The sequence below is a fragment of the Rossellomorea sp. YZS02 genome (assembly GCF_033963925.1).
Taxonomy (GTDB): domain Bacteria; phylum Bacillota; class Bacilli; order Bacillales; family Bacillaceae_B; genus Rossellomorea.
The window spans coordinates 24233-49865 of the sequence record NZ_JAXBLY010000013.1; the positions used below are offsets into that span (position 1 = coordinate 24233).

Consider the following 25633-nt stretch of genomic DNA (forward strand, 5'->3'; position numbering starts at 1 on the left):
TTGGCATAAAAAAACAGCCATTCCGTTGAAGAATAACTGTTTATTCACGATTACCTATGCTTTAGTCGATATAAAAGAGAAGCTGGGGGACAGTTCTGCTGCTTCCACCAAAGAAAAAAGAAATACGGGAACCGCCCCGCGCCTCACTTCTCCCGATTCATCCACTCCTCAAGCGTCATCATCTCAAACGCTTCTTCATGATCCAATCGCAATGGAGCGATGAATTCAAGGGAATTTCCGTCGGGGGCATCAAAATACAGACAAGCGTGTGCCTGGGGATTGTTTGGTAAGACGATTGGCTGCCGTTCCGGTGAAAATCCGAACGCTTCCCGCACCTCGACTCCTCTCTCTTTTAACCATGCCTTCGCCTCTATCATATCCTCCGGTTCAACATGAAAGGCGATATGCCGGATGGAAGCATGATACGGAATATTCACTTGATCCGCCTCCCACAACCCAAGCCAACTCTTCCCTTTCTCAATCCAGACAAAGGAAACCTTCTCACTCTCATACGCCAGTTCCAAACCGAGCTTCTGATAGAAATCGATGGACTGCTTCCTATCACTTACAGGTAAATGTGCTTCATATAATCCTTTAATCATGATGGTACCTCCTTTTTCTCCATCTTAGTACTCTTCAAAGAAAAGTGGCTCAGGTATTCGTTCGAATGATCTTTAAGACTTTTGATTGAAAAAGTAAGGTGAAAGCATAGGAACGATTCAGCTGCTTCCACCTCATAGAAAAAAGAAGCAAGGGACCCCCCCTGCTTCCTTTACTCATTACTTCAAACTCTCCGATAACTCCGTAAAAATAACACCCAGAGCATACGCACCAGCATCCGGATGCCCCATACTTCGTTCCCCTACCGTACCCGCACGTCCCATACGTGCAACGATATCCTTGGTTTTTTCCGCTCCTTCAACAGCAGCGTCCGCTCCTTTTTGGAAGGCGGTCTTGAAGTCATCACCGTCTGCGGCACTTCGGGACCAGGAATCGGCACATGGAACGAGGGCATCCACAAGGGTTTTGTCGCCAACCTCTGCTCCCCTTCCGAAGGATCGTTCGCCAGTATCCTGGATTCCTTTCACAGCGGCCTGCAGCATATCCGCGAATTCTTCCACAGTCAGTTCCATTCGTTCCTCTGCCGCTTTCCCTGCAGCCCGGAAGGCAGATCCCCATATTGGACCGGATGCACCACCGCAATATTCCATGATGACCATGGAGCTTGCATCCAGGAAGCTTCCGATCGTCAGATTCTCTTGTCTCAGGATGTCTTTCCACTCCCGTTTCAATTGCTTGAAGCCCTTCGAGACGCTCATTCCGAAATCCCCGTCTCCTGCATGGGAATCCAATTCACAGAATGGTTTCTCATTTTTAATGATGGTGTCGCTCATTTTATCCACCAGGTAGATGATGTTTTCAAGTGTTGCTCTATCATTTTTAATCACAGCGTGTTCTTCCGATGTTTCCACTTCGAAGGAGACGGGTTTCGCTTCCTCATCCTCCTCGAGGTCGATGTACTCCACACCCGGCACCGGTCCGTCGACTCGGAACGCAGGCGCTGTACTTTCCTTTGACAGCAATGTTTTCAACTCTTCGTCCAGCTTCATCACGGTCAGGGAAACACCTGCCATATCAAGGCTGGTCATGTAGTTGCCAACGAAAGCACGATTGATCGCAATCTTTTTTTCTGACAGAATTCGGGTAACGCTATTGTTAATAAGGTAGAGCTCCTGAAGCGGTGTCCCTCCAAATCCATTTACGAGAATCGCCACATCAGAAGAAGCCCCTTCTTCCATCTTCAGATCCTTCAGAAGGTCGTTGACCATCCGCTCTGCCAATTCGTCAGCCGACGCCATTTTTTCCCGTCTTGTTCCCGGTTCACCGTGGATCCCGACACCATATTCAATCTCGTCGTCAGCAAGTTCGAACGTCGGAGACCCACTGGCCGGTACCGTGCAGGACGTCAGGGCAAAGCCGATACTTCGGACATTCTCGGCAGCCTTCTCCGCCACGGCTTTGACTTCCTTCAAGCTTCTGCCTTCTTCAGCAGCCGCTCCCGCTATTTTATGTACCAACACGGTCCCCGCAACACCACGTCGCCCCACAGTATAAAGGCTGTCTTCCACGGCAATATCATCATCGACTTTGACATATTCCACCGGGATTCCATCCTCTGAAGCCATGTGAGCCGCATTTTTAAAATTCATGATATCCCCGCTGTAATTCTTAATGACGAGCAGGGCTCCCTTTTTACCGGCCGTTGCCTTGATTGCCTGATACACCTGGATCTGCGAAGGTGAAGCAAACACGTCTCCGCACACGGCAGCATCGAGCATTCCTTTTCCCACCAGTCCGGCATGGGCAGGTTCATGTCCGCTTCCTCCGCCGCTGATCAAGGTGACCTTGTTTTCATCTAAGTCCTTTTTCTTCATAACTTTATACTTTTTCATAAACTCGAGCTCTGGATGAGCCATGGCCATTCCATTGCACATTTCTTCGATCAGATTTTCAGGTTTGTTCATGACTTTCTTCATTAGTATTTCCTCCTCCAGTTTAGTGTTTCTTACATGATTTCACTGTCCTCGTTAAAACAAGGCATATCAACTTATGCACAATTGGCTTTCTCTATTCTATATCCGTTTTTGGGGTGGATGAAAACCTGATGGAAGTATAGGAATGTTTTCTCAAAATAACAAAAAGAAGCAAGGGAACCGTCCCCTTGCTTCATTCTAATTAAATCGTACTAGTATCAATCACAAATCGATACTTCACATCAGAACCCAATACCCGCTCATACGCTTCATCAATATAATCCGCAGAAATCACTTCAATGGAAGGCACGATTCCGTGTTCCCCGCAGAAATCGAGCATTTCCTGAGTCTCACGGATACCTCCGATCAAGGAACCGGCAAAGGAACGACGGTGACCGATCAATGAGAACACATTGACTTCCAGTGGCTCTGCAGGTGCTCCCACATTGACCATTGCCCCATCAAGCGTCAACAGTGATAGATATGCACTGATATCAATCTTGGCACTAACTGTGTTAATGATCAGATCGAACGTACCGGCAAGTTTCTCAAATGTCTCAGACTCAGTGGTGGCATAATAAGCTTCTGCTCCGAATTCCAATCCATCTTCCTTCTTATTTAACGTACGGGAAAGGACCGTTACTTCAGCTCCCATGGCATGTGCGATCTTGACCGCCATATGACCAAGTCCACCCATGCCGACAACGGCCACTTTCTTTCCTGGGCCTGCATTCCAATGGTTCAATGGAGAAAAGGTCGTAATCCCCGCACATAATAGAGGTGCCGCAGCGTCAAGCTCGATGTTGTCAGGGATCTTCAGGACGAAATCTTCCTCTACGACGATATGGGTTGAATAACCACCTTGAGTCAACTCACCATATTTGTCCACGCCTGCGTAGGTAGGGATGTTTCCTTTTAGGCAGTACTGCTCCTCCCCTTCACGGCAGTTCTTACATTCGCCGCAGGAACCAACCATACATCCTACTCCTACCCGGTCGCCGACTTTGTATTTCGTCACCTCAGAACCGACCTCCGTGACGAATCCCGCAATCTCGTGTCCGGGTACGAGTGGATATTTCACTTCTCCCCATTCACCGTGTGCCGTATGGATATCGGAATGGCAGATCCCTGCATATTTGATCTCAATTAGAACATCATGCAGATCCAGATCGCGCCTCTCGATTTCAGCCTCTCTGAAAGATTTGTCAGGACCGTCAACAGCTCGTGCTTTAGCAATTACCATGAATAAAAACCTCCTGTAATAGATGCTTTCAAGAGAAAATGAACTCTTGTTACATCCATGGTAAACCCTATAGTGAACTCTAGGTCAAGAGATAACCCTTGCTCGATATGCTCATTTGTTTTGCTTTGACAGAAGGGGATCACCGTGCTACGATTCCCTACAAACATAGAGTTAACTCGACGTCTAGATGACGGAAAAGGAGCGCAAACATGAAGACGTATTCCATTGGTGAAGTGGCAAGAGAACTGAATCTCTCAATCTATACTTTGCGATACTACGACAAGGAAGGTCTCTTGCCTTTTGTTGAACGAACTGAAAATGGCACCAGACGATTTAAAGAATCGGATATCTCCGCCCTGCACATCATCGAGTGCCTGAAATCCACCGGAATGCCGATCAAGGAAATCAAACATTTCATCGACTGGTGTGCAGAAGGCGATGACACCCTGCAGATTCGATACAATATGTTTTTAGAAAGAAAAGCAACTGTGGAAGCAAAGATTAAAGAGCTCCAGCAAACGATGGAGGTTATTAATCATAAATGCAGCTATTATAAGACCGCAGTGGAGGCTGGGACGGAGGACGTTCATAAGAATAAGAAAATCGAGATAAGGCATCCATAAGTTTCAAATGAAGGACGGCACTTTCTCATGCTTCTAAACAATAAAAAAGAAGCATGAGAACCTTCCCTATGCTTCAATTAACATAATCTTCCTGAAGAAGCCCATAGACCACACAGTCCTTATACTGATTCTTGGCATTGCGGATCATATGTTTAATGGTCCCTTCCTGTTTCATCCCCACTTTACGCATAATCTTTCCGGAGGCCGGGTTATCCGTATTATGAGCTGCTGATATCTTATGAATGTTCATCGTTCTAAACCCAAATTCAATGACAGCACTCAGTGCCTCGGTTCCATACCCCTTGTTCCACCATTCATAACCGATTGTATATCCCACTTCACAGTTCTCCGTCATAGAATCAAAGTGGAAAAGATCAATCGCTCCAATCAAATCACCACTTGATTTCAGTTCGATTCCCCAATAACAGAACTCTTTCGTATCATACTGACTCACGATCTCCATTACCCTCTTATTAGTTTCCTCTACCGACTTGTGTGCTCCCTTAATCAGATTATCCATCACGCGATCATCGGAAAGCCAATGGTCATAGACACTTTGAGCATCTGAAAGTTCCAGCTTCCTCAGAACTAATCGATCCGTTTCTAACGTTGGTGTACCAGAATAATGAATCATTTCTTCACCTGCTTCATTCCATTCGTATCAATCACTCTTACTCTATTCTTCATCTTACTTAGAAAATCCTTCACTAGGTGCACAGGGACGGTTCTGCTGCTTCCATATTCCCGTATATAGGTGTAAATGGGGACGCACTTATCGGTTGGGAAATCAGGTTAAGCACCAGACCTGATAAAATAGACGGAAAAATTCCGCTTAATTCATAATGACTATTAAAAAAAGCTGAAATAGACGGAAAGATTCCGCCTATTTCAGCTAAAAACACAAAAATAGGTGATTTTTCTGTACATAAGCGGAAAACCTCCGCTTATGTACTTCCAAAACAAGTTCCATACTGAAAATAACCGGAAAAACTCCGCTTATATTCCTTTTACTGGTTCTTCCATAAAGGAATGGACAATAGTTGTATTCCTATTAAAGAAACTCGCCAAACTTACTAAACCGACAATCATGATACTACAACATCTGTCATTTCGGCACATGGCCTCCCTTTGCTTCACTACTCCTAATGTAATACACCCAAATACTCCTTCCAAGGCCCAACATCTTCCCCATACCGTTTGGAGAATACCCTCACGATTTGCGACAGATGCGTCAAGTCATGAACCACCCAAGTAGAGATGAGCTGCCTGGCCGTCACTTTACCGAATGCAGGATGCGATCCCGTTCGATCAAGGGCATTTTCGTAGAGAGCTAACAACTCATTTAATTCGTTGATATTTTCATTTCGGAGAAAAGCAAAATCCTTTAATTTTTCTTTAAGACTTCCTGATGCATTAGCTTCCAGATGCGAATGACGGTTAAATTCAGGAAATACCATTCCTTCCCCTTCTTGAAGAATCATCTTTAACCTCGGAATCCAATTCAGTTTCTCCCCTTCAATGAGATGATCGACTACTTGGACCGCATTCCAGGTCTCATCCCCTTCATTGCATACAAGCCACCCTTCTGACAGACCGATCAGGAACGTTTCCAGAGTGACCGGCGTTCTTTCCAAGATTTCAATGGCTTCCTGTAGTGTGAAGTTCATCCGCTTCCCTCCTCTTTTTTGATTAGAGCTCTTATCATTCATCATACTGCAATCAAGATCCGGGTGATAGTGTTTCTAAAATAAGAAAGAAGCAAGGGAATCCTCCCCTTGCTCGGCATTCTCTTATTCAAATTCCTTCCCCTTCTTCAACAATTCAATCGTATCCATTCGACAAATCTTCTTAATACCAAAGAAATACACGAACGCCAGTGTAATCAACAGGATGAAAGTATCCAAAAGGACAATCATTCCGAGAAACGGGAGGCTAACCGGAATCAGCTTAAAGAAATAATTGAGTAAGTAGATGATCAGTGTATAAAAGAAGATGTTACGAAACAGGATGGTAAGTAGTCTCGTATAAATGGTGACGACCATCTCATTCTTATACCCTATCAATTTAAGGATCGCGATTTCCTTCTTTTGAATCCGAAGGAAATTGATCATCAACAGGATCGCCGTCACGATGGATGCTATCACCAGGAACACACATAGTATAAGGAGGATCATCTGATTGGTACTGATATTTATTGAGAAGTTTTCAAAGCTGTTAAAGGTATAGCTGGTAAAATAATTTTGTTCTTTTAGCAGTTCCCCGACGGTGTCGACATCTTTAATGTCACTCACATAGACAACCAGGTTGCTCAATTGAGATTCTTTGATGTATTCTGGGCTGTTCTGAGATTTTTGGTACATGATTTTTGTCAGCTTTTCGGCCTCTTTTTCGTTCACATAGGCCTGGTTGTTTTTTGGAATGGAATGAATGAAGATGGCATTCTCATTGGTCGCCCCTTTTTCCGCTGTCATATCGAGGTCAACGGTTTCAGTGGAGGAGAAGCCACCGTCTTTTTCTTCTATTATAGGGACATTGAGGGCAATCTTGCCGTCTTTCTTATCTCCTACACAAATCCGTCCATCCTTCAAGGTGCATCCTTCACTTACAAGCGATGCCAGTTCCTCATTGATTCCAATCAGGGAATACGCCGTATCCATTGAATCATGATAAATGGTTGGCAGCGTATAAACCGGATAGGCTTTGGCTTTGTCCGCCAGATCCTTCTCTTTCAGCAGTTTGTTGATATCACGTGAATCTTCCAATGATATTTGGGTGGTCGTATCCCCCATGCCTTTCCCCGTCACATGGATGACTTTCACATTATTGTTGTTCGTGAAGTCTTTATTGATCATTTGATACTGATTGAAAATATACGATACCATGAAATTTAACATACTCAAGGAAATGACCATGATAAGTATGGAAATCGCAAGAAAATGGTGGGTCTTCTTCCTAAGCATTTTCACAACGAATGCAGTGTTCATTGAAATGTCCCTCTTTCTAGTGACAGCGTTGTATCCGCGTAGTCTTTCACGACAGGATCATGTGTCGAGACAATGATTAGCCTCTCCTTGGAGAGTTCCAGAAGCAGAATTAATAGATCTTCTTTGACTTCATAATCAATACTTGCAGTCGGTTCATCCAATAAAATGATTTCTGGCGCACTTAACAACGCCCGGGCGATGGATACCCGTTGCTTCTCTCCCCCTGAAAGAAACGAAACCTTTTCATCAACGAGGCCATCGATACTCAACTTTCTGCACGTGGTCATGATGATGTCATCATAATCATTCACAGAATGATCGGTGATGTTGAGCTTAAGGTATAGATTTTCCTTCACCGTGATATTCGTTAGGAGCATATGTTCCTGCATGACATATTCCAGGTTGTTGAACGTCTTATGAATCGATCCACTATCTGGAGTTTCAAACCCGGCAATGATATTCAGCAAAGTAGACTTTCCACTGCCGCTTGCCCCGTAGATCGCGTAGAAGCCATTATCACGGAACGTAAAGTCCAGATTTGAAAGAATTTGATGTCGGTAGCTCTTATTGATCTTCTCAAGCGTTAGTATTGGGCTCATTTCTCCAACTCCGTCACGTTGCCTTGGCTGTAGATGGTAAGCTTGGATGAACTCTTATCAAAACCGATGAATTGATTACCAGATTGTAGAAGCTTTTGGTCCTTGAAGTCTCTCACTTCAAACTTACCTGTATCATTCACTTCCAGAATATAATCATCAACCGCCCATGCAAATACCGTACCATCCTCTAATTCCTTGATCTTCTGATCTCCGCAGAAGAATGTCTTGTCTTTTACGTAACAGACATCTCCTTCATGTGCGCTCAGATTTTGCGACACATCTTCTGCCACCAACTCAAATGAAGACAGAGAAAGGTCGGTGTGATACAGATTCTGCTTTCCATCTTCGCTCAGAAGGACGAAGAACTGATCATTAGAAGAGATGCCCACTCCAAAGATCTTTTTGGTCATGTCGTTATCCTCGGTTTTTAGTTTTTCAAGCTTATGTTTATCCGTCAACTTGAAAAGACCCTTGAACACCTGCTCTTCGCCGGAATATTCCATGACGGTGAAGATGTACGCCTTATCCACCACTGCCACTGGGAATATGGCTTCTTTGTCATTGTCATGTTCATAAACGGGCTCCAGACGATCATTTTCTTTTTTCAAAATAGAAAAATCATTCGTTATGGAGTTGCCGCTTGTCACGTACTGATCATTCCCCGGAAGTCTGTATTGAAACTCGTTTTCCGTTGAATCAATCTTCCCGGTGCTTGTTTTTCCTTTTTCATCATATGTAAGATACTGAACGCCATCATACACAAGCTTGCAATCTTCACCTGAACAGCCAATGGCCTCGGATTTCACTCCAGCCTTCTGATCACACCCACTCATGAATAACAGTAAACTAAATCCTAGAAATAAAAGCATTCTCATGTCATCATCTCCATAAAAAGAAGGAGTTAGCATGTATGGTATGGGTAATGCCCCAATGACCAACCGTTACAAACTATACTCCTACCTTCGTTTTCATAATATGATTGAAGACTCCTTCAAACGACTGTCTCATCGTTTGAAGGAATCAGCATTGAATGTTTCAAGAACTCTTATACAGAAGCGTTTACAGACCATGATCTTGCATCGTTTTTGATCTTCACTTTTGCTTCATTTTGGATAGAAACGGTGCCGCTTCTATAATCCGCACTAGGTTTGATAACCGCATTTCTTGTTTCAGAATAGGCCCCTTTTGCACCGTTTGAATTCTGCCAATAAGCACTTTGACAAACGTTTTGCCATGAACTGCTTGAACCGGCATTGACACCGTCAGCCGAAATCCCGATCGACATCGAAGCGCTGTTTCGTAAGGATGCACATGCCTCCCATGTCGTTTTAATCCAATCAACCGAGTTGCTGCCAGAATAAACAGCAGACGTTTGATACGTAAACTGATACGTATTCCCACTTGAGGTCAGACCTGATCTCCATGCATTCGATGTAAGCTTACCATATGGTGTCGAAACATAATTAGAATCTGATGCTGCACTTGCCGAACTGATTGTAAAACCAAATGCACAAATCGCCACTGTGATACCCATCATAATCTTCTTAAACTTTTTCATCCCAATTCTCCTTCTGAAACAACCTATTATTTTTTTAGGATCATGGTGTAAGGAACGTGATGTCGGTAAGTATGGTCTCTTAAACTACTTGCACGTTTGTACTAGCATTATCTATTATGTTTATGATCGAATGATGTAAGAAACAAGTATTTCCTCATGAGTATTACGTTGAATCGATTCGAAAATTATCTTACCATATATTAGTTCATTTGGTTTATTCTTGTAGGAATACAGATAAAAATAGGACTATTTTTCTATTATTGTTTATTTTTACCTTTAATATAGAATGAAAACTCTTCTAAGAAGTTTCTTTGTGGACCACAGTTTCAGTTACCGTTAACCACGAATTACAATATATGAAATTTTATTTCGCAACCAGTATCGATCTTATTGAAAGGTCTGACTAAAATATGAAAAAAGAGCCAAGGTACTGTCCCCTCGGCTTTTCCATATGACATTGGAAAACAGGTAGAAATGATCAGTCCCTAAAAGGAGCCAATGCACCCTCCACGTGCTACAATGATGGTGATCACATTAAAGGAGGAATAACCATGTTCACATCCAAAAACGATTTTCTACAAGAATGGAAACAAGAAGCCGCTGTCACCCAAAAGGTAATGGATGCACTGACAGACGAATCACTGAAACAAGAAGTGACACCTGATCTGTACAGCATCGGAAGCGTAGCCTGGCACATCACGGGAGCTACATACTACTTCCCGGCTCAGGTTGGCATCACATTCGAAGTACCGGATCTTCGCAAGGACGCACCGACGTCTGCTGCCGAAATCAGCGAAACGTACAAACTCGTCAGCGACCGCCTCGTAGAAGCTGTTTCTGAACAGGTGTCCGACGAGAAAATGAACGAAATGGTGAATCTCTTTGGAATGGAAATGCCGGTCCAAGCCGTATTCCGCCTGTTAATTCAGCATCAGGCTCATCATCGTGGACAATTGACGGTGTTAATGCGTCAGGCTGACTTGAAAGTCCCTGGTGTGTATGGTCCGAGTAAGGAAGAAATGGAAGCGATGAACGCGAAGTAATGAGTGAAAAACAGCCGGCGAGGGCCGGCTGTTTTTTTGTTGTGTACACGGGGACGGTTCTTCTGCTTCCATTTCCTAAGAAAAAGAAGCAAGAGAACCGTCCCCATGCTTCCCTTATGCCAATGCCTCACCCTCCTCCAACACCCTTTTCCGCAGTTCCTGAATAAACGGCTCAGCATTTTCCATATAAATTAATGCCTTCTCTACCACTTTCCTCTGCCCGAAATACCCTCTCGCCTCAATCGGTTCCTTGAAGATGATTTCATACCTCAACTCATCGATCATCCCGAATACGCGGGTGAACACCCTCGGCAGCATAGCGACATGAAACACATTCTTCTCATGAATGATGCCGCCGCTTTTGGCATATTGTGTCCTCGCCGGCTGGATGGAAGCGACATCTTCCAGCTGAAAATGAAGGGATCTTCGCACGCCGACGTTCATCAGCACCTGACGACCTTTGAACATAATCGGTGAGTTGCGGACGAGATTATAGTCCCCGAGCATATAAAGAATGCTGTAGATATGCAGGACGACGAGGATATCCGCCCGGAGTGGATCCACGTCCTTTAAATAATAGTGAAAGGCAAACGCTTCGATCACCTGTTCATGAAGAAGGGCGATGAAGAGCCAGAAGTAGTTTGAGCCTTTGTGAAAAGCATACCTTCCTTCCGCAGGCTTCACTTTCCAACGGAACAACGCATAGTAAAACACGATCGCTTCTTTCTTAAGGATGGTGAGGAATGGATTTTTCTCCATATGTCCTTTTTTATATTTGATAAACAGGATGATGGCGCCGATGTCGGCAAGTATGATCAGGATGACAAGTGAGATGATCAGTTGAGTGTCCATGGATTTCCTCCTTTAGGTGAGTGAATTCATCTGGAACCGTAAATCTATCATTTCTATCCTTATGTACATGTACTACCTTAAACGTAAGGGATTCCTTGTATGAAGAATAGCGTTATTTACTTTATTTTCTAATTTGATATCATTTTGTGACGTAATTGTTAATAAATGGTTTTTTCATTGACAAATGTGGATGTTCAACTTTCATAAAAAAAGCCACAGGACCTGTCCCTGTGGCTTACTTTCAATTTATTGAGATGATTTCCCATCGACTTTTTCGGTTCACTGATAAGGCTTAAAAACCAAATACAAAACTTCGTTCATCCATTAGACAAACTAATTAACTTCTGCTATAATTCAGAATAATAATGAAACTATTACTATACTAATAAAACAAAAGGTAAGGGGGGAATAACGGCAGTGCCCTCTATTATGCTCATATTTGAAAACGCTTTATTTTTTTAATACAGAAAATGTAAGCGTTGTCGTATGCATGATACACAAAATGGGAGCTGCCTCAACACATGATGCCAAAACAAAAAAGTTCACTTTACATTTTTTCTATTACATTAGTAGCCACCCTCGGGGGTCTCCTGTTCGGGTATGATACGGCTGTCATATCAGGAGCTGAGAAATCGATTCAGGCTTATTTGATTGATGGTCTCGGCTTAAGCTCATTCATTCACGGCGCGACGATTTCCAGTGCGTTGATCGGGTGTATCATCGGGGGAGTGATCTCAGGCTATTTTTCATCACGATTCGGACGTAAGAAGTCTTTGATCATTGCTTCGATCCTCTTCTTATTATCTGCTTTAGGGTCTGCTTATCCAGAGTTCCTCTTCTTCTCTGCAGGAGAACCGACGATGGGATTATTGCTTGCCTTTAACCTTTACCGGATCATTGGCGGAATCGGGGTTGGTCTTGCTTCTGCCATCGTACCGATGTATATCGGGGAAATCGCACCGGCAGGGATTCGTGGGCGCCTCGTTTCATTTAATCAGTTTGCGATCATATTCGGGATGCTTGTCGTTTACTTTGTCAACTGGGGAATTGCCAAAGGACAGCCCCTCGATTGGATTAACGATATCGGCTGGAGATACATGTTTGCTTCAGAAGCCATTCCGGCCATTTTGTTCTGCACCTTCCTTTTCTTTGTTCCGGAAACGCCTCGTTACCTCTCCTTAAAGAACAAGGATGAAAGCGCATTGGCCATTCTAACGAAGATCAACGGATCCGCGTCTGCCAAGTCCATTCTGAAGGAAATTAAGCAATCGGTAAATGTATCGACTGAAAAGCTCTCCACCTTCGCTTATGGGAAGACCGTCATCATCATCGGCATTCTCCTTTCTGTATTCCAGCAGTTTGTCGGGATTAATGTAGCTCTTTATTATGCACCCCGAATCTTTGAAAGTATGGGGGCAGCTAAGGATGCTTCCATGATGCAGACGATCGTCATGGGCTTGATCAATGTCATCTTTACCGTGATTGCTATCATGACGGTTGATCGCTGGGGACGTAAACCACTCATGATCATCGGTTCGATTGGGATGGCGATTGGGATGTTCGGTGTCGCGGGGCTTGCGTTCTCGAATATCATCGGCATCAGCACGTTAATCTTTATCATTGTGTACACGGCTTCCTTCATGATGTCCTGGGGCCCAATTTGCTGGGTATTGATCTCAGAAATCTTCCCGAACCGCATCCGCGGGCAGGCAGTCGCCATTGCGGTGGCAGCACAGTGGGCAGCGAATTACCTCGTCTCTTCCACGTACCCGATGATGATGGAATACAGCGGCGGGATGACGTACGGGATATACGGTTTGATGAGTGTTCTTTCCGCCATCTTTGTGTGGAAGTTCGTACCTGAAACCAAAGGAAAATCCCTTGAACAAATGGAAGACCTGTGGAAAGTGCCTTCTGCATCAAAATCCAAGGCGATGTAAATACGAATGACGTGGCATCTGTTGAGAGGCAGATGCCTCTTTTGCTAAATGAAGAGAATACTATACATATGAGGTGAAAACATGAAAATCGACATAAAGGATCTTCAACGGGGTTGGAAGGAATATACCCTGCGGAATGATCATGGAATGGCTGTCAGTCTATTAAACTACGGGGGAATCATCACAAGGGTGAAGGTGCCTGATCGGGACGGTACCGTTGAAAATGTGATTATTGGCTATAAGCAGGTTGAGGAATACGAGACAAATCCGAATTTTTTCGGAGCATTGATCGGCCCTGTTGCCGGCAGGATCCAGGGTGCTGCTTTCGAATTGGACGAAAATGTCTATAGGCTTGAAGCAAACGATGGCGATAATCATTTACACGGAGGCTCAAATGGATTTCATCAGGTTCTTTGGAACTCAGAACCCATACAGTATGAGGACCGGGTCGGGGTGGTTCTCTCCTATTCACGTAAAGACGATGAAGGCGGATATCCCGGCACGGTGGATGTGTCTGTCACATACCTGTTAACAAATGAAAATGAATTGATCCTCGAGTATAAGGGAGTGACAGATCAGCCCACTCCCCTTACCTTAACCAATCATGCTTACTTTAATTTAAGCGGGAATGGAAAAAGGACGATTCATCATCACCACGTCACCATCGACAGCCACCGATTTCTTGAGCTCGATGAGGAGTTGATCCCGACTGGGACCGCGATGGATGCAGCCGATACCCCATTTGATTTCCGTAAGGGACGCCTACTGAGCGACGGTATAACGGAGCGGACGGAACAAAACGACATAGCCGGTCATGGCTACGATCATTACTTCCTGTTTGACCACAGCAGGTCAGAAAGTGTCACAGTGAAAGAACAAATGAGCGGCCGTGTGCTGACCATCAAGACCGATCAACCCGGCATGGTCATGTACACGGCGAATAACCTCCAAAAAGGACTGGAGCTTCATGGAGGAACGTCGAAAAAGCACATGGGTGTCTGCTTTGAAACACAATCCCCGCCGGCCTCTCTCCATCATGAGGGCCTGCCTCCTGTCGTCCTGCAGCCAAATGAACGCTATCAGCAGCGGACTGTATTTACATTTTCAACTGATAAATAATAAAACCTCCAGCCTTTAGCTTAAGGGATTCCGTTTAGTGAGAGAAAACCTTAAATCACATCCAAATTAGCAGCAGAAAAAGTAACGTAAACAACACTATATTTAACAGTAAAAAACCCAGAGCTAAATTGACTCTGGGTTTTTATATCTATATTACCTTCTTATTTTGTTAAAGCCCCCGTTAGTTTAATACTCGAATTCAAGATAAAAACATCTTTCATAAAGGATATATGGAGAATGAATCACTTCGTTTTTCTATTGTTCATCACTTCAGCTAATTGTTGAGAGTTTAAATCTTTCTCCTTATTTAGTTTATCAATAATGTTGTCATAGTCTTCCTCACTTCGGTTTTGACTCAATTTATAGGCTGCTTGAACTTCTAGTACTTTTACTTTAAATCCAACAATACCTTTCGTTTGGTTTTTGGTTTTTGGAGAGAACTTCTCCCATAACGCTCCATTTTCACGGTGTTGTTCATACTTTAGCAATAGAGCCTTCAGGTCTTCGTTCAATTCTTGTTCACTCATAATACTAGCCGTTCCATATACATGGACTGCCTGATAATTCCATGTCGGCACATTTTCAGACTTGTACCACGAAGATGAAATATAAGCATGAGGGCCTTGATACATAACAAGAACAGGATCATCGCCGAAAGTTTTCCACTGTGGATTCGCATAAGCGAAATGTCCAGTTAGATAATAGTCATCCCCATGTGTATGTAACTCCAAAGGTAAGTGAGTCGCTATAGGTTTTCCTTCTTCTGTCGTTACAATCGTTCCAAAAGAGTTTCTCTGAATGAAGTCTTTGATTTCAACGAAGTCTGTGACTTTAAAATGCTTTGGAATATACATGCTCCTTCACCTCTTTAATTATTATTGGAGTTTTTTAACCATTATCAAGTCCGTTTGTTCTTCGTCCCCCATATAAAAAGAATGTGCTCCCGTTTGAACAAAACCCAATTTCTTATAGAAAGAAATAGCATTTTCATTTTTTTCCCATACGCCAAGCCAGATTTTCTTTTTGTTCTGTTCCATAGCAACATCCATAGCCATATTGAACAGGTATTTACCAAGTCCATTCTTTTGAAATTTATTAATAATATAAATCCGTTCGATCTCTAGGGAGTCATCATCCATTTCTTCAGACTGGGCATCCCCTGAATTAACCTTTAAATATCCAGCAACCACATCATTTATAGAAACAAAAAAGAAATGTGATAAAGGATTAGATAACTCTTTTTCTACTTGTTTTATATTAAAAGCTGCTTCCAAATAAGCTTTCATATTTTCTTGAGAATTCTGATCCTCAAACGTCTCTTTAAATGTTTCATAACCAATTTCCTGAAGTTTTCGTGAATCTTCCACTGTACATTTGGTCATCTTAATATTCATTTAAACCTTTCGCTCCTCTCTATATTCAATAACTTCTCTTGTTTCCTTTTTTAACAAATTCCCAGTCTTTTTCTATATTTCCCTTTACTCTTTTAAGAAGGACGAAAAGGTTTTCTATTTCTTCTTCCGATAACCCCTCTAAGGCAACGGTGTTAGAATGGTCATTTTCTCTTTTTATAAAAGGAAAAATGTTATTCCCTTTCTCGGTTGGATAAAGCTTTTTAATTTTTTTGTTATGTTCATCTTCTTTCTTAACAATAAAGCCATTCATTTCAAGTTTCTTAATCGAGCGGGCTGCAGTGGTACGATCTACTTTTATTAGCTCAGCTACTTTCTCTTGAATGATGCCTGGACTTTCACAGATTCTCACAAGATATAGATACTGTCCTCTCGTGAGGTCATATTCTTTGAATTCTATATTACTTATTGAATCTAACGCCCTCGCTATCATTCCAATTTCACGTAGGATTTCCTTCATATTGACCCCCTTAGCAATTTTTGTTGCAAATACAACATTTATCATCATATACTTAACCTAACTTAACTTTGTTGTATTTGCAACAAAAAATATCGATAAAGAGGTAGATGAATGTGAAACTTTTCATTTATGTATTAGGAATCTTGCTATTAACCCTCGGCATTTCCTTCACGATACAATCTGACCTTGGGACTTCCCCTTTTGACGCCCTTTTGGTAGGACTGTCTATCCACGTGGGTTTTACGGTAGGTACTTGGGAAATAATTATTGCTGTAATATTAATAGGCTGTAATTCGCTTTTAAAAAGACAAAAACCAGAAGTTTTGGGGTTGTTAACAGCATTCATAACGGGGATTAGTATCGATATGTGGCTCTTTTTATTAGAAAATTTGCACACACCCGAGCTATTTTACAGCAAAGTTGTTTACTTTGGACTCGGCTTAATTGTTATAGGCTTGGGTACTGCCATATATCTACACACAAATATTGCACCAATTCCGGTTGACCGACTAACGTTAATCATACATGAATTAACTAGAACAAATATATTTTTATCGAGATCAATCATTTACCTAATATTTTTAATATTGGCCATGATTTTTAAAGGACCAATTGGCATTGGAACTTTATTAATCGTCTGCTTAAGTGGTCTAATCCTGAACTACTTTATGTCATTTACTAAAAAGGTACTGGAGCAAACGTCTTAAATCCTAGTACGTCAACAAAAGAATGCATCAATATAGAGTGCTTTTTTCTGAGTTATCTCGAAACTGAGTCTTCAACTAACCTGCCCGTTAATGGAATATCCATTATTTACAATTGCATCACACAAATCCTCGCCAAAGACTCATTTCCGCAAGAAGAGGTAGCGAATTGACATGTCATTTAGCACCCTAATTAGCACCCAGTATTTCAGCTGTACACTCATTATTGTACGCTTGTTAATTAAGGTGCTATTTGAGGTGCTAATTCACCACTAAATCGAATGAAAACATTGATATACCAATAAATAAAGCAGGTCTAATTCATATGCGAATTAGCCTGCAATTTATATTGTTATTTGCTATTTTCTCTCCCTGAACGGAACCCCTTACCTTTAGCTGAAGGTTCTATTAATAAGCTCCCCGAATATGGGCGTGAACCTCTTTTTCGTAAAAACCTTTCAATGTCTGCAGTTCCTCTTGACTGAACTCCTTTGCCTTCAGTGCCTCAAGAGTATCCTCCACCTGCTTGACACTTCTGAAACCGGGAATAACACTCGAGACCCCTTCCTGCTGAAGGATCCATTTGATCGCAGCTCTCGTTCGGTTGCCTCTCCCCTTTTCGATCCAGTTCAGTTCATCACTCAGTTCGACCCCTTTTTGGAAGTCCAATCCACCAAAGGTTTCCCCGACATTGAACGCTTCCCCATTGCGGTTGAAACTGCGGTGATCATCGCTTTCGAAGGTCGAGTCTTTTGTAAACTTACCTGTTAACAGTCCGCTTGCCAACGGTATACGGGCAAGAATCCCGACGTTATTGTCCATTGCCATCGGGAACAGTTTTTCAAGCGGTTTTTGTCTTAACAGATTGAAGATGACCTGCAGGGAGCTTGCCTTTGTATGCTCGAGACAGAAGATGCCTTCTTCTACTGTTTCAACACTCACACCGTAGTAACGGATTTTGCCTTCTTCCTTCAGCCGTTCCAGTACCTCGAATACGCTGCCTTCCTTTAGGATTTCCATCGGTGGACAATGTATCTGGTACAGATCGATTGCTTCCCTGTCCAGTCTTCTTAAGCTGTTTTCACAGAATGCCCGCACGTTTTCCATTGAATAGTTCTCTGGGTCATGGATATCGGCACTGCGGCAAAATTTCGTCGCGATCTGGATCGAGGATTGCTTTCCTTTAGTCGCTTTCGCAAGCAGTTCTTCACTATGACCGTCTCCATATACATCTGCCGTATCAAAGAAGTTCACCCCTGCATCCATCGCCTTGTCCAGTGCCTTTAGTGCTTCCTTGTCATCAAGCTTCCCCCAGGCACCCCCGATGGCCCAAGTCCCAAAGCTTAATTCACTTATGTTCAGAGCGGTGTTACCCAGCTGATGATAGTTCAATGCTTTCCTCTCCTTCCCTACAGACGAGAAAGGCTGCCTATAGAAGCAATGGATTCTCTCTTCTGAAGCAGCCTGATCATCTGTCGGTATTATTTTCGATAGCTTACAAGTCTTTCATTCAACATCTTAGTTTGCCCGTATACGTCCTGATAGAGATGGAACAATTCCTTATATATCTCTACGTTTGCCTCATTCGGCATGAACTCTCTCTCTACTTTCAGAAACTCATTGGCACATTCCTTCAGGGAATCAAACCAGCCGCATCCATAGGCTGCCAGCATCGCCGCTCCCATTCCCGGCCCCTGCTCACTCGAGAGCTTCACGATTCTGGCGTTGAAGATATCCGCCTGCATTTGCAGCCAGTCTTCATTCTTCGTCCCGCCTCCAGTGGATACAATCGTATCGATCTGCTTGCCGCTGCAGCGAAAGATCGCCAAGGATTCATTCAATGAAAAGGTGATCCCTTCCATGACTGCCCGTACAAAGTCCTTTCGTTCATGGGAGCTGTCCATTCCGATAAAGCTTGCCCGAATCGCAGCATCTGCATGAGGGGTTCGTTCCCCCGCTACATACGGGGTAAACAGTAAACCATTTGACCCGGGAGGTACGGTCCCTGCCTCCCTCACCAACTCTTCGAAGCTTTCATCCTTGGCGAACACATTCCTGAACCAGCTCAGGCTGTAACCTGCTGCAAGAGTGACACCCATCGTATAATAAGCTTCAGGGGCTCCGTGATTAAAGTAATGAACCTTCCCTTCGAAATCCTTGTCATTGCCAGATTCATAGGATAGCACTACACCGGAGGTCCCGATGCTGCATAGAGTCTTGCCTTCTTCTAATATGCCTGAACCGATTGCACCGCACGCATTATCCGCTCCCCCGGCAAATACCCGGGTAGAGGTGGATAAACCAGTCGCTTCAGCGATTTCAGGGCTTATGCTCCCCGTCTGTTCATAGGAATCAACCAGGGGCGGACAAAGAGCAGGGTCAATTCCCAGAAGGTTGCAGATTTCTTTGCTCCATACTTTATCCCCGACATCCAGCAGCAGCGTTCCAGCAGCATCGGAATAGTCCATATGCAGCTTCCCTGTCAACTTGAAGCGGAGATAATCCTTTGGCAGCACAAAAGCTTTCGCCTTCTCATAGATTTCCGGCTCATGCTCTTTCACCCAAAGGAGCTTCGGAAGCGTAAAGCCTTCCAATGCAGGGTTTTTCGTAATCGAGAGCAAGCGTTCTTCACCAATCACATCGTATATTTGTCTGCATTGGGCTGTCGTTCTTGTATCGTTCCAGAGGATGGCATTGCGCAGCACTTCGTTGTTCTCATCAAGGAGTACAAGTCCATGCATTTGACCTGAAAAGCTGATGCCCTCAATATCTTCCGGTTCGCCTTGAAAGCCTTGAAGGAGATCAGACAATCCAGAAACGGTCTGATCGACCCACGCTTTCGGATCCTGCTCGCTGAAACCCGTTCGTTCATGGATTAGTTCGTATTCCTTTGAAACCTCCTGAACGACTTCCCCGATTTGATTCACGAGAAGGATTTTCACTGCACTTGTTCCAAGATCAACGCCGATTACGTATTTCATCACTTCACCTCTTCTACGTTACACCTTATTCTCCAGCGTATGCTTTCAGTAAATATTGATTGATCGTTGCCTTGATTTTCTCTAGACGGCCTGATTGGTGCTTCACTTCTGTTAAGCCCAGCGCATGCTCCTCAAGCTTCTTGAAGTCTGAATTTCCTTCCACGATGTCAAGACCGATGCCTTCTGTGTAGCTCTTATAACGATTTTCAACCACACCATCAAGGACATTATCATCGATCAGCTTCTGAGCAACCTTGAGCCCGACTGCGAAACTGTCCATACCGGCGATATGCGCGTGGAATAAATCCTCAGGCTCGAAAGAACCTCTTCTCACTTTCGCATCGAAGTTCAATCCTCCGCGTCCAAGGCCACCATTTTTAAGAATTTCATACATGGCAAGAGTCGTAGAATACAAGTCTGTAGGAAATTCGTCTGTATCCCAGCCAAGTAACGGATCACCCTGATTGGCATCCACTGAACCCAGCATGTTGTTCACACGTGCATAGCGCAGTTCATGTTCGAATGTATGTCCCGCCAATGTCGCGTGATTGGCTTCAATATTGAACTTGAAATGATCCTGCAGCCCGTAATTCTGAAGGAACGCAAAGCCTGTCGCCACATCGAAATCATACTGGTGAGTCGTTGGCTCTTTCGGTTTTGGCTCGATGAGGAATTGTGCATCAAAGCCGATTTCCTTCGCATAATCAACAGCCATATGAAGGAAGCGTCCCAGATTATCCATCTCAAGCTTCATGTCTGTATTAAGAAGGGTTTCGTACCCTTCACGTCCGCCCCAGAATACATAGTTTTCTGCGCCTAATTCCTTCCCGACTTCCAAGCCTTTCTTCACTTTGGCTGCAGAGTAGGCGAAGATGTCTGCACTATTGGATGTCGCAGCACCATGGATAAAGCGTGGATGCGTGAAATTGTTTGCCGTGTTCCAAAGTAATTTCGTTTTGCTGTCTTTCATGTAGTCCTTTATCATACTTACGATTGTATCAAGATTTTGGTTGGTTTCTCTTAAGCTGCTTCCTTCCGGGGCAATATCGACATCATGGAAACAGAAGAATGGGACATCAAGCTTTTCAAAGAATTCGAAAGCCGCTTCTACGCGCGCCTTTGCTAAATCCATTCCCGTATATTGATCCCATGAGCGGATCATTGTACCGCTTCCGAATGGATCGGAACCGTCCATCGTGAAGGTATGCCAGTAAGCTACACCAAAACGCAGGATTTCCTCCATTGTTTTGCCACCGATTTCTTCCTTTGGATTATAAAATTTAAACGCAAATGGATTGGTTGATGTTGAACCTTCGTAGTTAATTTTGTCGATGTTCTTAAAGTAAGCCATTGATCGTTCCTCCTAAAATTTTATAATGAAGTGTTTCAACTTCCGGCTCACCGCCCATCCGGATGAGCGGTCATGAATCGGACTTTCCTTACTGCCACTCGCAAGGTGATCAGCTTTTATAACAGGTTCTTTATATGCTGACGAACCGATTGGCCGCCTGCACCATTAAGTAATGTAAATGCTTACAAGGTCATTATAGCAACATAGTGTTAGTTTGTCTATTGAATAAACTAAGTTTTTCTAAACTACTGTCAAACAAGCCAGGATACCGTATAATAGTTCATGATTGCGCATACAACTTACTCATCGATGGAGGTGACTATGTCCATGAACACGTTAAACAGTGCGATCTACAGCATATTTGAATGGATCACACGTTTCGCATTCATCAATCTTTTATGGGTACTCTTTACCTTGGCAGGAGGCATCCTGTTCGGCTTCTTCCCTTCTACTGTGGCCATGTTCGCGATTGTGCGGGATTGGTTAAGAGGAAATACAGAGGAACCGGTATTCAGCGCCTTCCTGACCTATTTCAAAAGAGAATTCTGGAAAAGCAACCGCTTAGGCATCGTCATCATTGCGACCGTATTCCTGATCGGCATCGATATCTGGTATATCCAAATGGACCTTCGTACACTGTTTACTTGGACCCATATTCCGCTATTCGCCTTTATGCTGATCTTTCTATTCTTCTGCTTTTATCTGTTACCGGCCTTTGTGCATTTCGATTTGAGGGTAAGGCAACTCATCAAACAATCGTTTCTGATCATGCTGATTCATCCACTCCATACGCTGTTGATGCTGCTTTGTCTCGGTGCCCTTTTCTTTATTATGTACCTGGTACCGGCTCTCGCCTTTATTTTCGGAGGCAGTGCTTATGCCTTTATTACGACTTGGCTTAGCCTGCATGCCTTCAACCGGATTCAGGAGAAACAGGCATAAAAAAAATCACTTCTCTCCCGAAGTGATTTTTTTATTCATTATCCCTTTACCGCACTTGAAGAAATCCCTTCCACCACTTTATTGCTGAAGAAGAGGAATGCAAGCAGGATCGGCAGCACACTGATAATAAGCGTGGCACCAATGGCTCCCCAGTCGGTCATGTATTGCCCGATAAAATTCTGGATCCCGACGGTGAGGGTTTTGTATTCGTCAGAGCTGATAAATGTGTTTACAAAGACAAACTCATTCCAATTGTAGATCATGTTGATAATCACTGTCGTCGACATGATCGGAATCGTCATCGGCAGGATGATTTTGAAGAACATCCGATGAACCGAGCATCCGTCCATAATAGCTGCCTCTTCTATTTCTCTAGGTAACGTATAGTAGAATCCAAGCAGAATCATCATCGTGATCGGCAGATTATAAGCCGTATACGTAATGACAATCGACCATGGATTATCAATTAAATTCACATTCAAGAACATGCTGAATAAGGGAATGATGGCTGAATGAATCGGAATCATCAACCCAACCATGAATAATCCCAATACCAGTTTATTCAGCTTCCACTGCATCCTGGTTATGACGAATGTCGCCATGCTCGCAAACAATACGGTCAAGATGATGGCTGCACCTGTAATCCAGATACTATTCCAGAAGTAGATCCCGATTCCGCCTTCCCATACCTTTGCATAGTTCTCCCATTTGAATTCAGAAGGAAGGGAAAAAGGAGACTTCGAGAAGATATCTTGATTATCCTTTAATGAAAATAGGAACAGCCAGATGACTGGAAATATCTGAAAGACTGCGACGATGGCTAAACAAAGATAGAGAATAAAGTAACCCGCACGCTTCATGGTCTAACCCCCTTTAATATTGAATTTCTTCTTTGGTCGCAGTGACTTTACGGACGATGACGGTCACGATTAAGGTGATGATCAACAGCAGGAACCCGATGGCGCTTCCGTATCCAAAGTCATTACTTGAAAAAGCCAGTTTATACATATAAGAAGCCATTACCTCACTGGCACCATTCGGCCCGCCGCCGGTCATGACATAAATCAGATCAAAGTATTTCAGTGATCCGACAACCGCAAGCACGATGGTCACTTTCACGACTCCCATGATTAAAGGCAGCTTGATTTTATAGGCGATTTGAAGAGGAGTGGCCCCATCAATTTTTGCCGCCTCCACCAGGGATTCCGGGATATTCTTCAAAGCCGCATAGTATATCAAAATATAGAATCCCGCATACTGCCATAGAATCGGGATGAAGATGGCATACAATACAACGGATGGTTCTGCAAGCCAGGCTGGCGGATCATCCACTCCAATCGCCATCAATATACTATTCAACATACCGTTCGACGGGTTGAACACTTTGATCCATAGCTGGGCGATCGCAACGGAAGACAGCAACATCGGAATCAAATAGATCTTCCTTAGAAGGTCAGCACCCTTTATTTTTGAAGCCAATATTAACGAGATTGCCAGATAAATAATCAGACTAAGTGTTGAAAATACAGCAAGTAAGAAGGAATGAAGTGCACTATCCCAGAACTTATCGTCCTGAATCGCTTGGAGGTAATTATCTAACCCTATGAACTCCATCTTCCCGATGCCATCCCAGTCCATCAAACCGTAGTATGCAGTCAGGATTAATGGGATGAAAATGAATACACCGATCAAAAGGAGTGCAGGGAGAACGTAACAGGCGATAATCCACTTGTTAGACATTACTTTATTCATAATATTCAACCCCATATGTTAAAAATAGAAAAGGACAATCCAGCTTACGGGTATGTCCTTTTCTTTCATTGACCCTACGAAACTCTATTATTCTTTCGAAAGTGCCTTTTCATGTTCTTTTGCAAATTCCTCCGGTGTCACTTCTTTCCCAAAGAGTGATTGAATCATGTCCAAGTGAACCTGTGCAACATCTGCGCTCATCTGAACGTCAGCAAATAAGGTAATGTTGCTGGCATTATTTAGATCATTCAAAACGTCTACATACATATCCGGAAGATCCAATGATTCAGCATCGATCTTCGTAGCAGGGATTACCCCGGCATCAGTCACCGACTTCTCTCCCCATTCCTTTACGAAGAAGGAGGCAAATTCTTTCGCTTCTTCCTTCACATCTGAGTCTTCCGCAACGAAAAGCCCTACCCCTGGACCTCCTACGAAGCTATTCATATCCCCGTTTCCATCAACCGTCGGGAAGTTGAAGTATCCGACAGAGTCCCTGAACTCCTGGGGAACACTTTCATTGGTTGTATAGTTTGGCAGATCCCACGTCGCAATCAAGTACATGGCAGCCTGTTCGTTCATAAACATGCTCTTCGCTTCTTCATCTGACAGACCATTGAATCCTTTGACGAAAGCATTCATATCAACTAAATCCTGTACTTTTTCCGCAGCTGAAACAAGGGCAGGGTCTTCGAACGAACCAGATCGGTTGATCGCATTCGTCAAGACGTCCCCACCGCCAATCCTGTCCGCCAAGTACATATACCATAACGATCCGGTCCAGCGATCCTTGTTTCCAAGAGCGATTGGCGACACATCATTTTTCTTCAAGGTTTTTACGACATTTTCAAATTCTTCATATGTTTTCGGAGCTTCTAAGTTATATTTATCGAAAATCGCTTTGTTGTAGAAAACTGTGGCAATGTTCAATTCAAGTGGCAGCCCGTATGTACTTCCATCTACCTCATACGCTTCTGCCGTACCTGAAACGAATTTGTCCTTTAGATCCCCTTCAAGCAAATCATCTAAAGGTGCAAATTTCTTACCGCTTACATAAGGATCGAGGAATCCTGCAGCCCACGTCATCCCCACATCCGGTAATTCATTAGAAGTGGATAGTACTTTAAGCTTATCCTTGTACTGCTCATTGCTCAGTACTTCAAGGTCCACTTTCACATCGGGATGATCACTTTCATAATCCTTGATGATTTCTTTTACAATTTCATTGTGCTGCTTCGAGCTTCCTTCAGGCCAAAGATGCATGAATTCAATTGTTTTCTCATCTCCGGATCCATTGGCTTTCTCATCTGATCCGGAACAGCCGGTGATCAATAACAGAGAGGAAAAAAGAGTGAAGATGGTTGTAACCGCTTTCTTATTTCTCAAACTAAATACCCCCAATATTCGTTTTTTTGAAACCAGATATGTTACTGATTTTAGATTACCATCGAAAACAATGTTTGTCTAGTGGATAAACTAAGTTTATAATAGAATGAGATAATGGTACACTAAAGGAAAAATTGAGAAAGAATGGAG

25 protein-coding genes are annotated in these 25633 nt (G+C 43.4%); 6 read left to right on the plus strand and 19 right to left on the minus strand.

The annotated features are described in order from the left end of the window. Positions 1–143: 143 nt before the first annotated feature. The 3 genes from SLH55_RS13610 to SLH55_RS13620 form a co-directional block, all read right to left on the minus strand. Entirely contained in the window at positions 144–602 is a 459-nt protein-coding gene (locus tag SLH55_RS13610) for a VOC family protein (RefSeq protein ID WP_320323666.1), read from the minus strand. Between the two features lie 177 nt (positions 603–779). Continuing rightward, entirely contained in the window at positions 780–2537 is a 1758-nt protein-coding gene (gene dhaK, locus SLH55_RS13615) for a dihydroxyacetone kinase subunit DhaK (protein WP_320323667.1), read from the minus strand. A gap of 199 nt (positions 2538–2736) precedes the next feature. After that, a complete protein-coding gene (locus tag SLH55_RS13620) occupies positions 2737–3777 on the minus strand; it encodes an NAD(P)-dependent alcohol dehydrogenase (protein WP_320323668.1) in 1041 nt (346 codons plus the stop codon). A 209-nt stretch (positions 3778–3986) separates the two neighbouring features. Between SLH55_RS13620 and SLH55_RS13625 the strand changes: the two genes are divergently transcribed. After that, complete coding sequence (locus SLH55_RS13625; RefSeq protein WP_219167482.1) at positions 3987–4400, plus strand: MerR family transcriptional regulator; 414 nt, start codon at positions 3987–3989, stop codon at positions 4398–4400. A 73-nt stretch (positions 4401–4473) separates the two neighbouring features. Here SLH55_RS13625 and SLH55_RS13630 read toward each other — a convergent pair whose 3' ends face one another. The 6 genes from SLH55_RS13630 to SLH55_RS13655 all read right to left on the minus strand — a co-directional run bounded on the left by SLH55_RS13630 (position 4474) and on the right by SLH55_RS13655 (position 9541). Further along, the gene (locus SLH55_RS13630; RefSeq protein ID WP_320323669.1) at positions 4474–5034 is read right to left on the minus strand and encodes a GNAT family N-acetyltransferase; all 561 of its coding nucleotides are present in this window, start codon (positions 5032–5034) and stop codon (positions 4474–4476) included. A gap of 508 nt (positions 5035–5542) precedes the next feature. Beyond that, on the minus strand, positions 5543–6067 hold the full coding sequence (locus SLH55_RS13635) for a DinB family protein (protein WP_320323670.1): 525 nt from the start codon (positions 6065–6067) through the stop codon (positions 5543–5545). Positions 6068–6190: 123 nt separating this feature from the next. Beyond that, on the minus strand, positions 6191–7384 hold the full coding sequence (locus tag SLH55_RS13640; RefSeq protein ID WP_320323671.1) for a hypothetical protein: 1194 nt from the start codon (positions 7382–7384) through the stop codon (positions 6191–6193). After that, positions 7381–7983: an ABC transporter ATP-binding protein gene (locus tag SLH55_RS13645; protein ID WP_320323672.1), complete on the minus strand. Its 603-nt coding sequence runs from the start codon at positions 7981–7983 to the stop codon at positions 7381–7383. The genes SLH55_RS13640 and SLH55_RS13645 overlap by 4 nt, the downstream gene beginning before the upstream one ends. Then, entirely contained in the window at positions 7980–8858 is an 879-nt protein-coding gene (locus tag SLH55_RS13650) for a hypothetical protein (RefSeq protein WP_320323673.1), read from the minus strand. The genes SLH55_RS13645 and SLH55_RS13650 overlap by 4 nt, the downstream gene beginning before the upstream one ends. Before the next feature lie 170 nt (positions 8859–9028). After that, positions 9029–9541 (minus strand): hypothetical protein, encoded by a 513-nt coding sequence (locus tag SLH55_RS13655; protein ID WP_219167487.1) that lies wholly within the window; start codon positions 9539–9541, stop codon positions 9029–9031. A 551-nt stretch (positions 9542–10092) separates the two neighbouring features. Between SLH55_RS13655 and SLH55_RS13660 the strand changes: the two genes are divergently transcribed. Beyond that, positions 10093–10584: a DinB family protein gene (locus tag SLH55_RS13660; protein ID WP_320323674.1), complete on the plus strand. Its 492-nt coding sequence runs from the start codon at positions 10093–10095 to the stop codon at positions 10582–10584. Between the two features lie 114 nt (positions 10585–10698). On the opposite strand, the gene SLH55_RS13665 is transcribed toward SLH55_RS13660, so the two are convergent. After that, a complete protein-coding gene (locus tag SLH55_RS13665; protein WP_320323675.1) occupies positions 10699–11436 on the minus strand; it encodes a hypothetical protein in 738 nt (245 codons plus the stop codon). Between the two features lie 524 nt (positions 11437–11960). On the opposite strand from SLH55_RS13665, the gene xylE reads away from it, so the two are divergent. Then, the gene (gene xylE, locus SLH55_RS13670; protein WP_320323783.1) at positions 11961–13376 is read left to right on the plus strand and encodes a D-xylose transporter XylE; all 1416 of its coding nucleotides are present in this window, start codon (positions 11961–11963) and stop codon (positions 13374–13376) included. Between the two features lie 81 nt (positions 13377–13457). After that, the gene (locus SLH55_RS13675) at positions 13458–14495 is read left to right on the plus strand and encodes an aldose epimerase family protein (RefSeq protein ID WP_320323676.1); all 1038 of its coding nucleotides are present in this window, start codon (positions 13458–13460) and stop codon (positions 14493–14495) included. Positions 14496–14737: 242 nt separating this feature from the next. Here SLH55_RS13675 and SLH55_RS13680 read toward each other — a convergent pair whose 3' ends face one another. The 3 genes from SLH55_RS13680 to SLH55_RS13690 are packed head-to-tail and all read right to left on the minus strand — an operon-like array spanning position 14738 to position 16367. Continuing rightward, complete coding sequence (locus SLH55_RS13680) at positions 14738–15349, minus strand: FMN-binding negative transcriptional regulator (RefSeq protein WP_320323677.1); 612 nt, start codon at positions 15347–15349, stop codon at positions 14738–14740. A gap of 21 nt (positions 15350–15370) precedes the next feature. Continuing rightward, positions 15371–15889 carry a GNAT family N-acetyltransferase gene (locus SLH55_RS13685; protein WP_320323678.1) on the minus strand — a complete coding sequence of 173 codons (519 nt, stop codon included), beginning with the start codon at positions 15887–15889 and terminating at the stop codon, positions 15371–15373. A 25-nt stretch (positions 15890–15914) separates the two neighbouring features. Beyond that, complete coding sequence (locus tag SLH55_RS13690; RefSeq protein ID WP_320323679.1) at positions 15915–16367, minus strand: MarR family winged helix-turn-helix transcriptional regulator; 453 nt, start codon at positions 16365–16367, stop codon at positions 15915–15917. 113 nt (positions 16368–16480) lie between these two features. On the opposite strand from SLH55_RS13690, the gene SLH55_RS13695 reads away from it, so the two are divergent. Next, positions 16481–17074 (plus strand): YitT family protein, encoded by a 594-nt coding sequence (locus SLH55_RS13695; RefSeq protein WP_320323680.1) that lies wholly within the window; start codon positions 16481–16483, stop codon positions 17072–17074. A gap of 405 nt (positions 17075–17479) precedes the next feature. Here SLH55_RS13695 and SLH55_RS13700 read toward each other — a convergent pair whose 3' ends face one another. The 3 genes from SLH55_RS13700 to xylA all read right to left on the minus strand — a co-directional run bounded on the left by SLH55_RS13700 (position 17480) and on the right by xylA (position 21403). Then, complete coding sequence (locus SLH55_RS13700; protein ID WP_320323681.1) at positions 17480–18463, minus strand: aldo/keto reductase; 984 nt, start codon at positions 18461–18463, stop codon at positions 17480–17482. An 89-nt stretch (positions 18464–18552) separates the two neighbouring features. Next, positions 18553–20052: a xylulokinase gene (xylB, locus tag SLH55_RS13705; protein ID WP_320323682.1), complete on the minus strand. Its 1500-nt coding sequence runs from the start codon at positions 20050–20052 to the stop codon at positions 18553–18555. 25 nt (positions 20053–20077) lie between these two features. After that, positions 20078–21403 carry a xylose isomerase gene (gene xylA, locus SLH55_RS13710; protein ID WP_320323683.1) on the minus strand — a complete coding sequence of 442 codons (1326 nt, stop codon included), beginning with the start codon at positions 21401–21403 and terminating at the stop codon, positions 20078–20080. 327 nt (positions 21404–21730) lie between these two features. Between xylA and SLH55_RS13715 the strand changes: the two genes are divergently transcribed. Beyond that, on the plus strand, positions 21731–22345 hold the full coding sequence (locus tag SLH55_RS13715) for a YesL family protein (RefSeq protein ID WP_320323684.1): 615 nt from the start codon (positions 21731–21733) through the stop codon (positions 22343–22345). Positions 22346–22383: 38 nt separating this feature from the next. Here the strand turns inward: SLH55_RS13715 and SLH55_RS13720 are convergent, their stop codons facing one another. From SLH55_RS13720 to SLH55_RS13730, 3 genes are all read right to left on the minus strand, one after another. After that, complete coding sequence (locus SLH55_RS13720; protein WP_320323685.1) at positions 22384–23205, minus strand: carbohydrate ABC transporter permease; 822 nt, start codon at positions 23203–23205, stop codon at positions 22384–22386. Positions 23206–23218: 13 nt separating this feature from the next. After that, positions 23219–24097, minus strand: a complete 879-nt coding sequence (locus SLH55_RS13725) for a sugar ABC transporter permease (protein ID WP_320323686.1) — start codon at positions 24095–24097, stop codon at positions 23219–23221. Between the two features lie 87 nt (positions 24098–24184). Next, on the minus strand, positions 24185–25483 hold the full coding sequence (locus SLH55_RS13730; protein ID WP_320323687.1) for an extracellular solute-binding protein: 1299 nt from the start codon (positions 25481–25483) through the stop codon (positions 24185–24187). Positions 25484–25633 lie beyond the last annotated feature (150 nt).

What these genes read in the sequence shown, in the direction of transcription:
- SLH55_RS13610 (WP_320323666.1), bottom strand. Translation starts at nt 602, where the DNA reads ATGATTAAAGGATTATATGAAGCACATTTACCTGTAAGTGATAGGAAG.
- dhaK (WP_320323667.1), bottom strand. Translation starts at nt 2,537, where the DNA reads ATGAAGAAAGTCATGAACAAACCTGAAAATCTGATCGAAGAAATGTGC.
- SLH55_RS13620 (WP_320323668.1), bottom strand. Translation starts at nt 3,777, where the DNA reads ATGGTAATTGCTAAAGCACGAGCTGTTGACGGTCCTGACAAATCTTTC.
- SLH55_RS13625 (WP_219167482.1), top strand. Translation starts at nt 3,987, where the DNA reads ATGAAGACGTATTCCATTGGTGAAGTGGCAAGAGAACTGAATCTCTCA.
- SLH55_RS13630 (WP_320323669.1), bottom strand. Translation starts at nt 5,034, where the DNA reads ATGATTCATTATTCTGGTACACCAACGTTAGAAACGGATCGATTAGTT.
- SLH55_RS13635 (WP_320323670.1), bottom strand. Translation starts at nt 6,067, where the DNA reads ATGAACTTCACACTACAGGAAGCCATTGAAATCTTGGAAAGAACGCCG.
- SLH55_RS13640 (WP_320323671.1), bottom strand. Translation starts at nt 7,384, where the DNA reads ATGAACACTGCATTCGTTGTGAAAATGCTTAGGAAGAAGACCCACCAT.
- SLH55_RS13645 (WP_320323672.1), bottom strand. Translation starts at nt 7,983, where the DNA reads ATGAGCCCAATACTAACGCTTGAGAAGATCAATAAGAGCTACCGACAT.
- SLH55_RS13650 (WP_320323673.1), bottom strand. Translation starts at nt 8,858, where the DNA reads ATGAGAATGCTTTTATTTCTAGGATTTAGTTTACTGTTATTCATGAGT.
- SLH55_RS13655 (WP_219167487.1), bottom strand. Translation starts at nt 9,541, where the DNA reads ATGAAAAAGTTTAAGAAGATTATGATGGGTATCACAGTGGCGATTTGT.
- SLH55_RS13660 (WP_320323674.1), top strand. Translation starts at nt 10,093, where the DNA reads ATGTTCACATCCAAAAACGATTTTCTACAAGAATGGAAACAAGAAGCC.
- SLH55_RS13665 (WP_320323675.1), bottom strand. Translation starts at nt 11,436, where the DNA reads ATGGACACTCAACTGATCATCTCACTTGTCATCCTGATCATACTTGCC.
- xylE (WP_320323783.1), top strand. Translation starts at nt 11,961, where the DNA reads ATGCCAAAACAAAAAAGTTCACTTTACATTTTTTCTATTACATTAGTA.
- SLH55_RS13675 (WP_320323676.1), top strand. Translation starts at nt 13,458, where the DNA reads ATGAAAATCGACATAAAGGATCTTCAACGGGGTTGGAAGGAATATACC.
- SLH55_RS13680 (WP_320323677.1), bottom strand. Translation starts at nt 15,349, where the DNA reads ATGTATATTCCAAAGCATTTTAAAGTCACAGACTTCGTTGAAATCAAA.
- SLH55_RS13685 (WP_320323678.1), bottom strand. Translation starts at nt 15,889, where the DNA reads ATGAATATTAAGATGACCAAATGTACAGTGGAAGATTCACGAAAACTT.
- SLH55_RS13690 (WP_320323679.1), bottom strand. Translation starts at nt 16,367, where the DNA reads ATGAAGGAAATCCTACGTGAAATTGGAATGATAGCGAGGGCGTTAGAT.
- xylB (WP_320323682.1), bottom strand. Translation starts at nt 20,052, where the DNA reads ATGAAATACGTAATCGGCGTTGATCTTGGAACAAGTGCAGTGAAAATC.
- xylA (WP_320323683.1), bottom strand. Translation starts at nt 21,403, where the DNA reads ATGGCTTACTTTAAGAACATCGACAAAATTAACTACGAAGGTTCAACA.
- SLH55_RS13715 (WP_320323684.1), top strand. Translation starts at nt 21,731, where the DNA reads ATGAACACGTTAAACAGTGCGATCTACAGCATATTTGAATGGATCACA.
- SLH55_RS13720 (WP_320323685.1), bottom strand. Translation starts at nt 23,205, where the DNA reads ATGAAGCGTGCGGGTTACTTTATTCTCTATCTTTGTTTAGCCATCGTC.
- SLH55_RS13725 (WP_320323686.1), bottom strand. Translation starts at nt 24,097, where the DNA reads ATGAATAAAGTAATGTCTAACAAGTGGATTATCGCCTGTTACGTTCTC.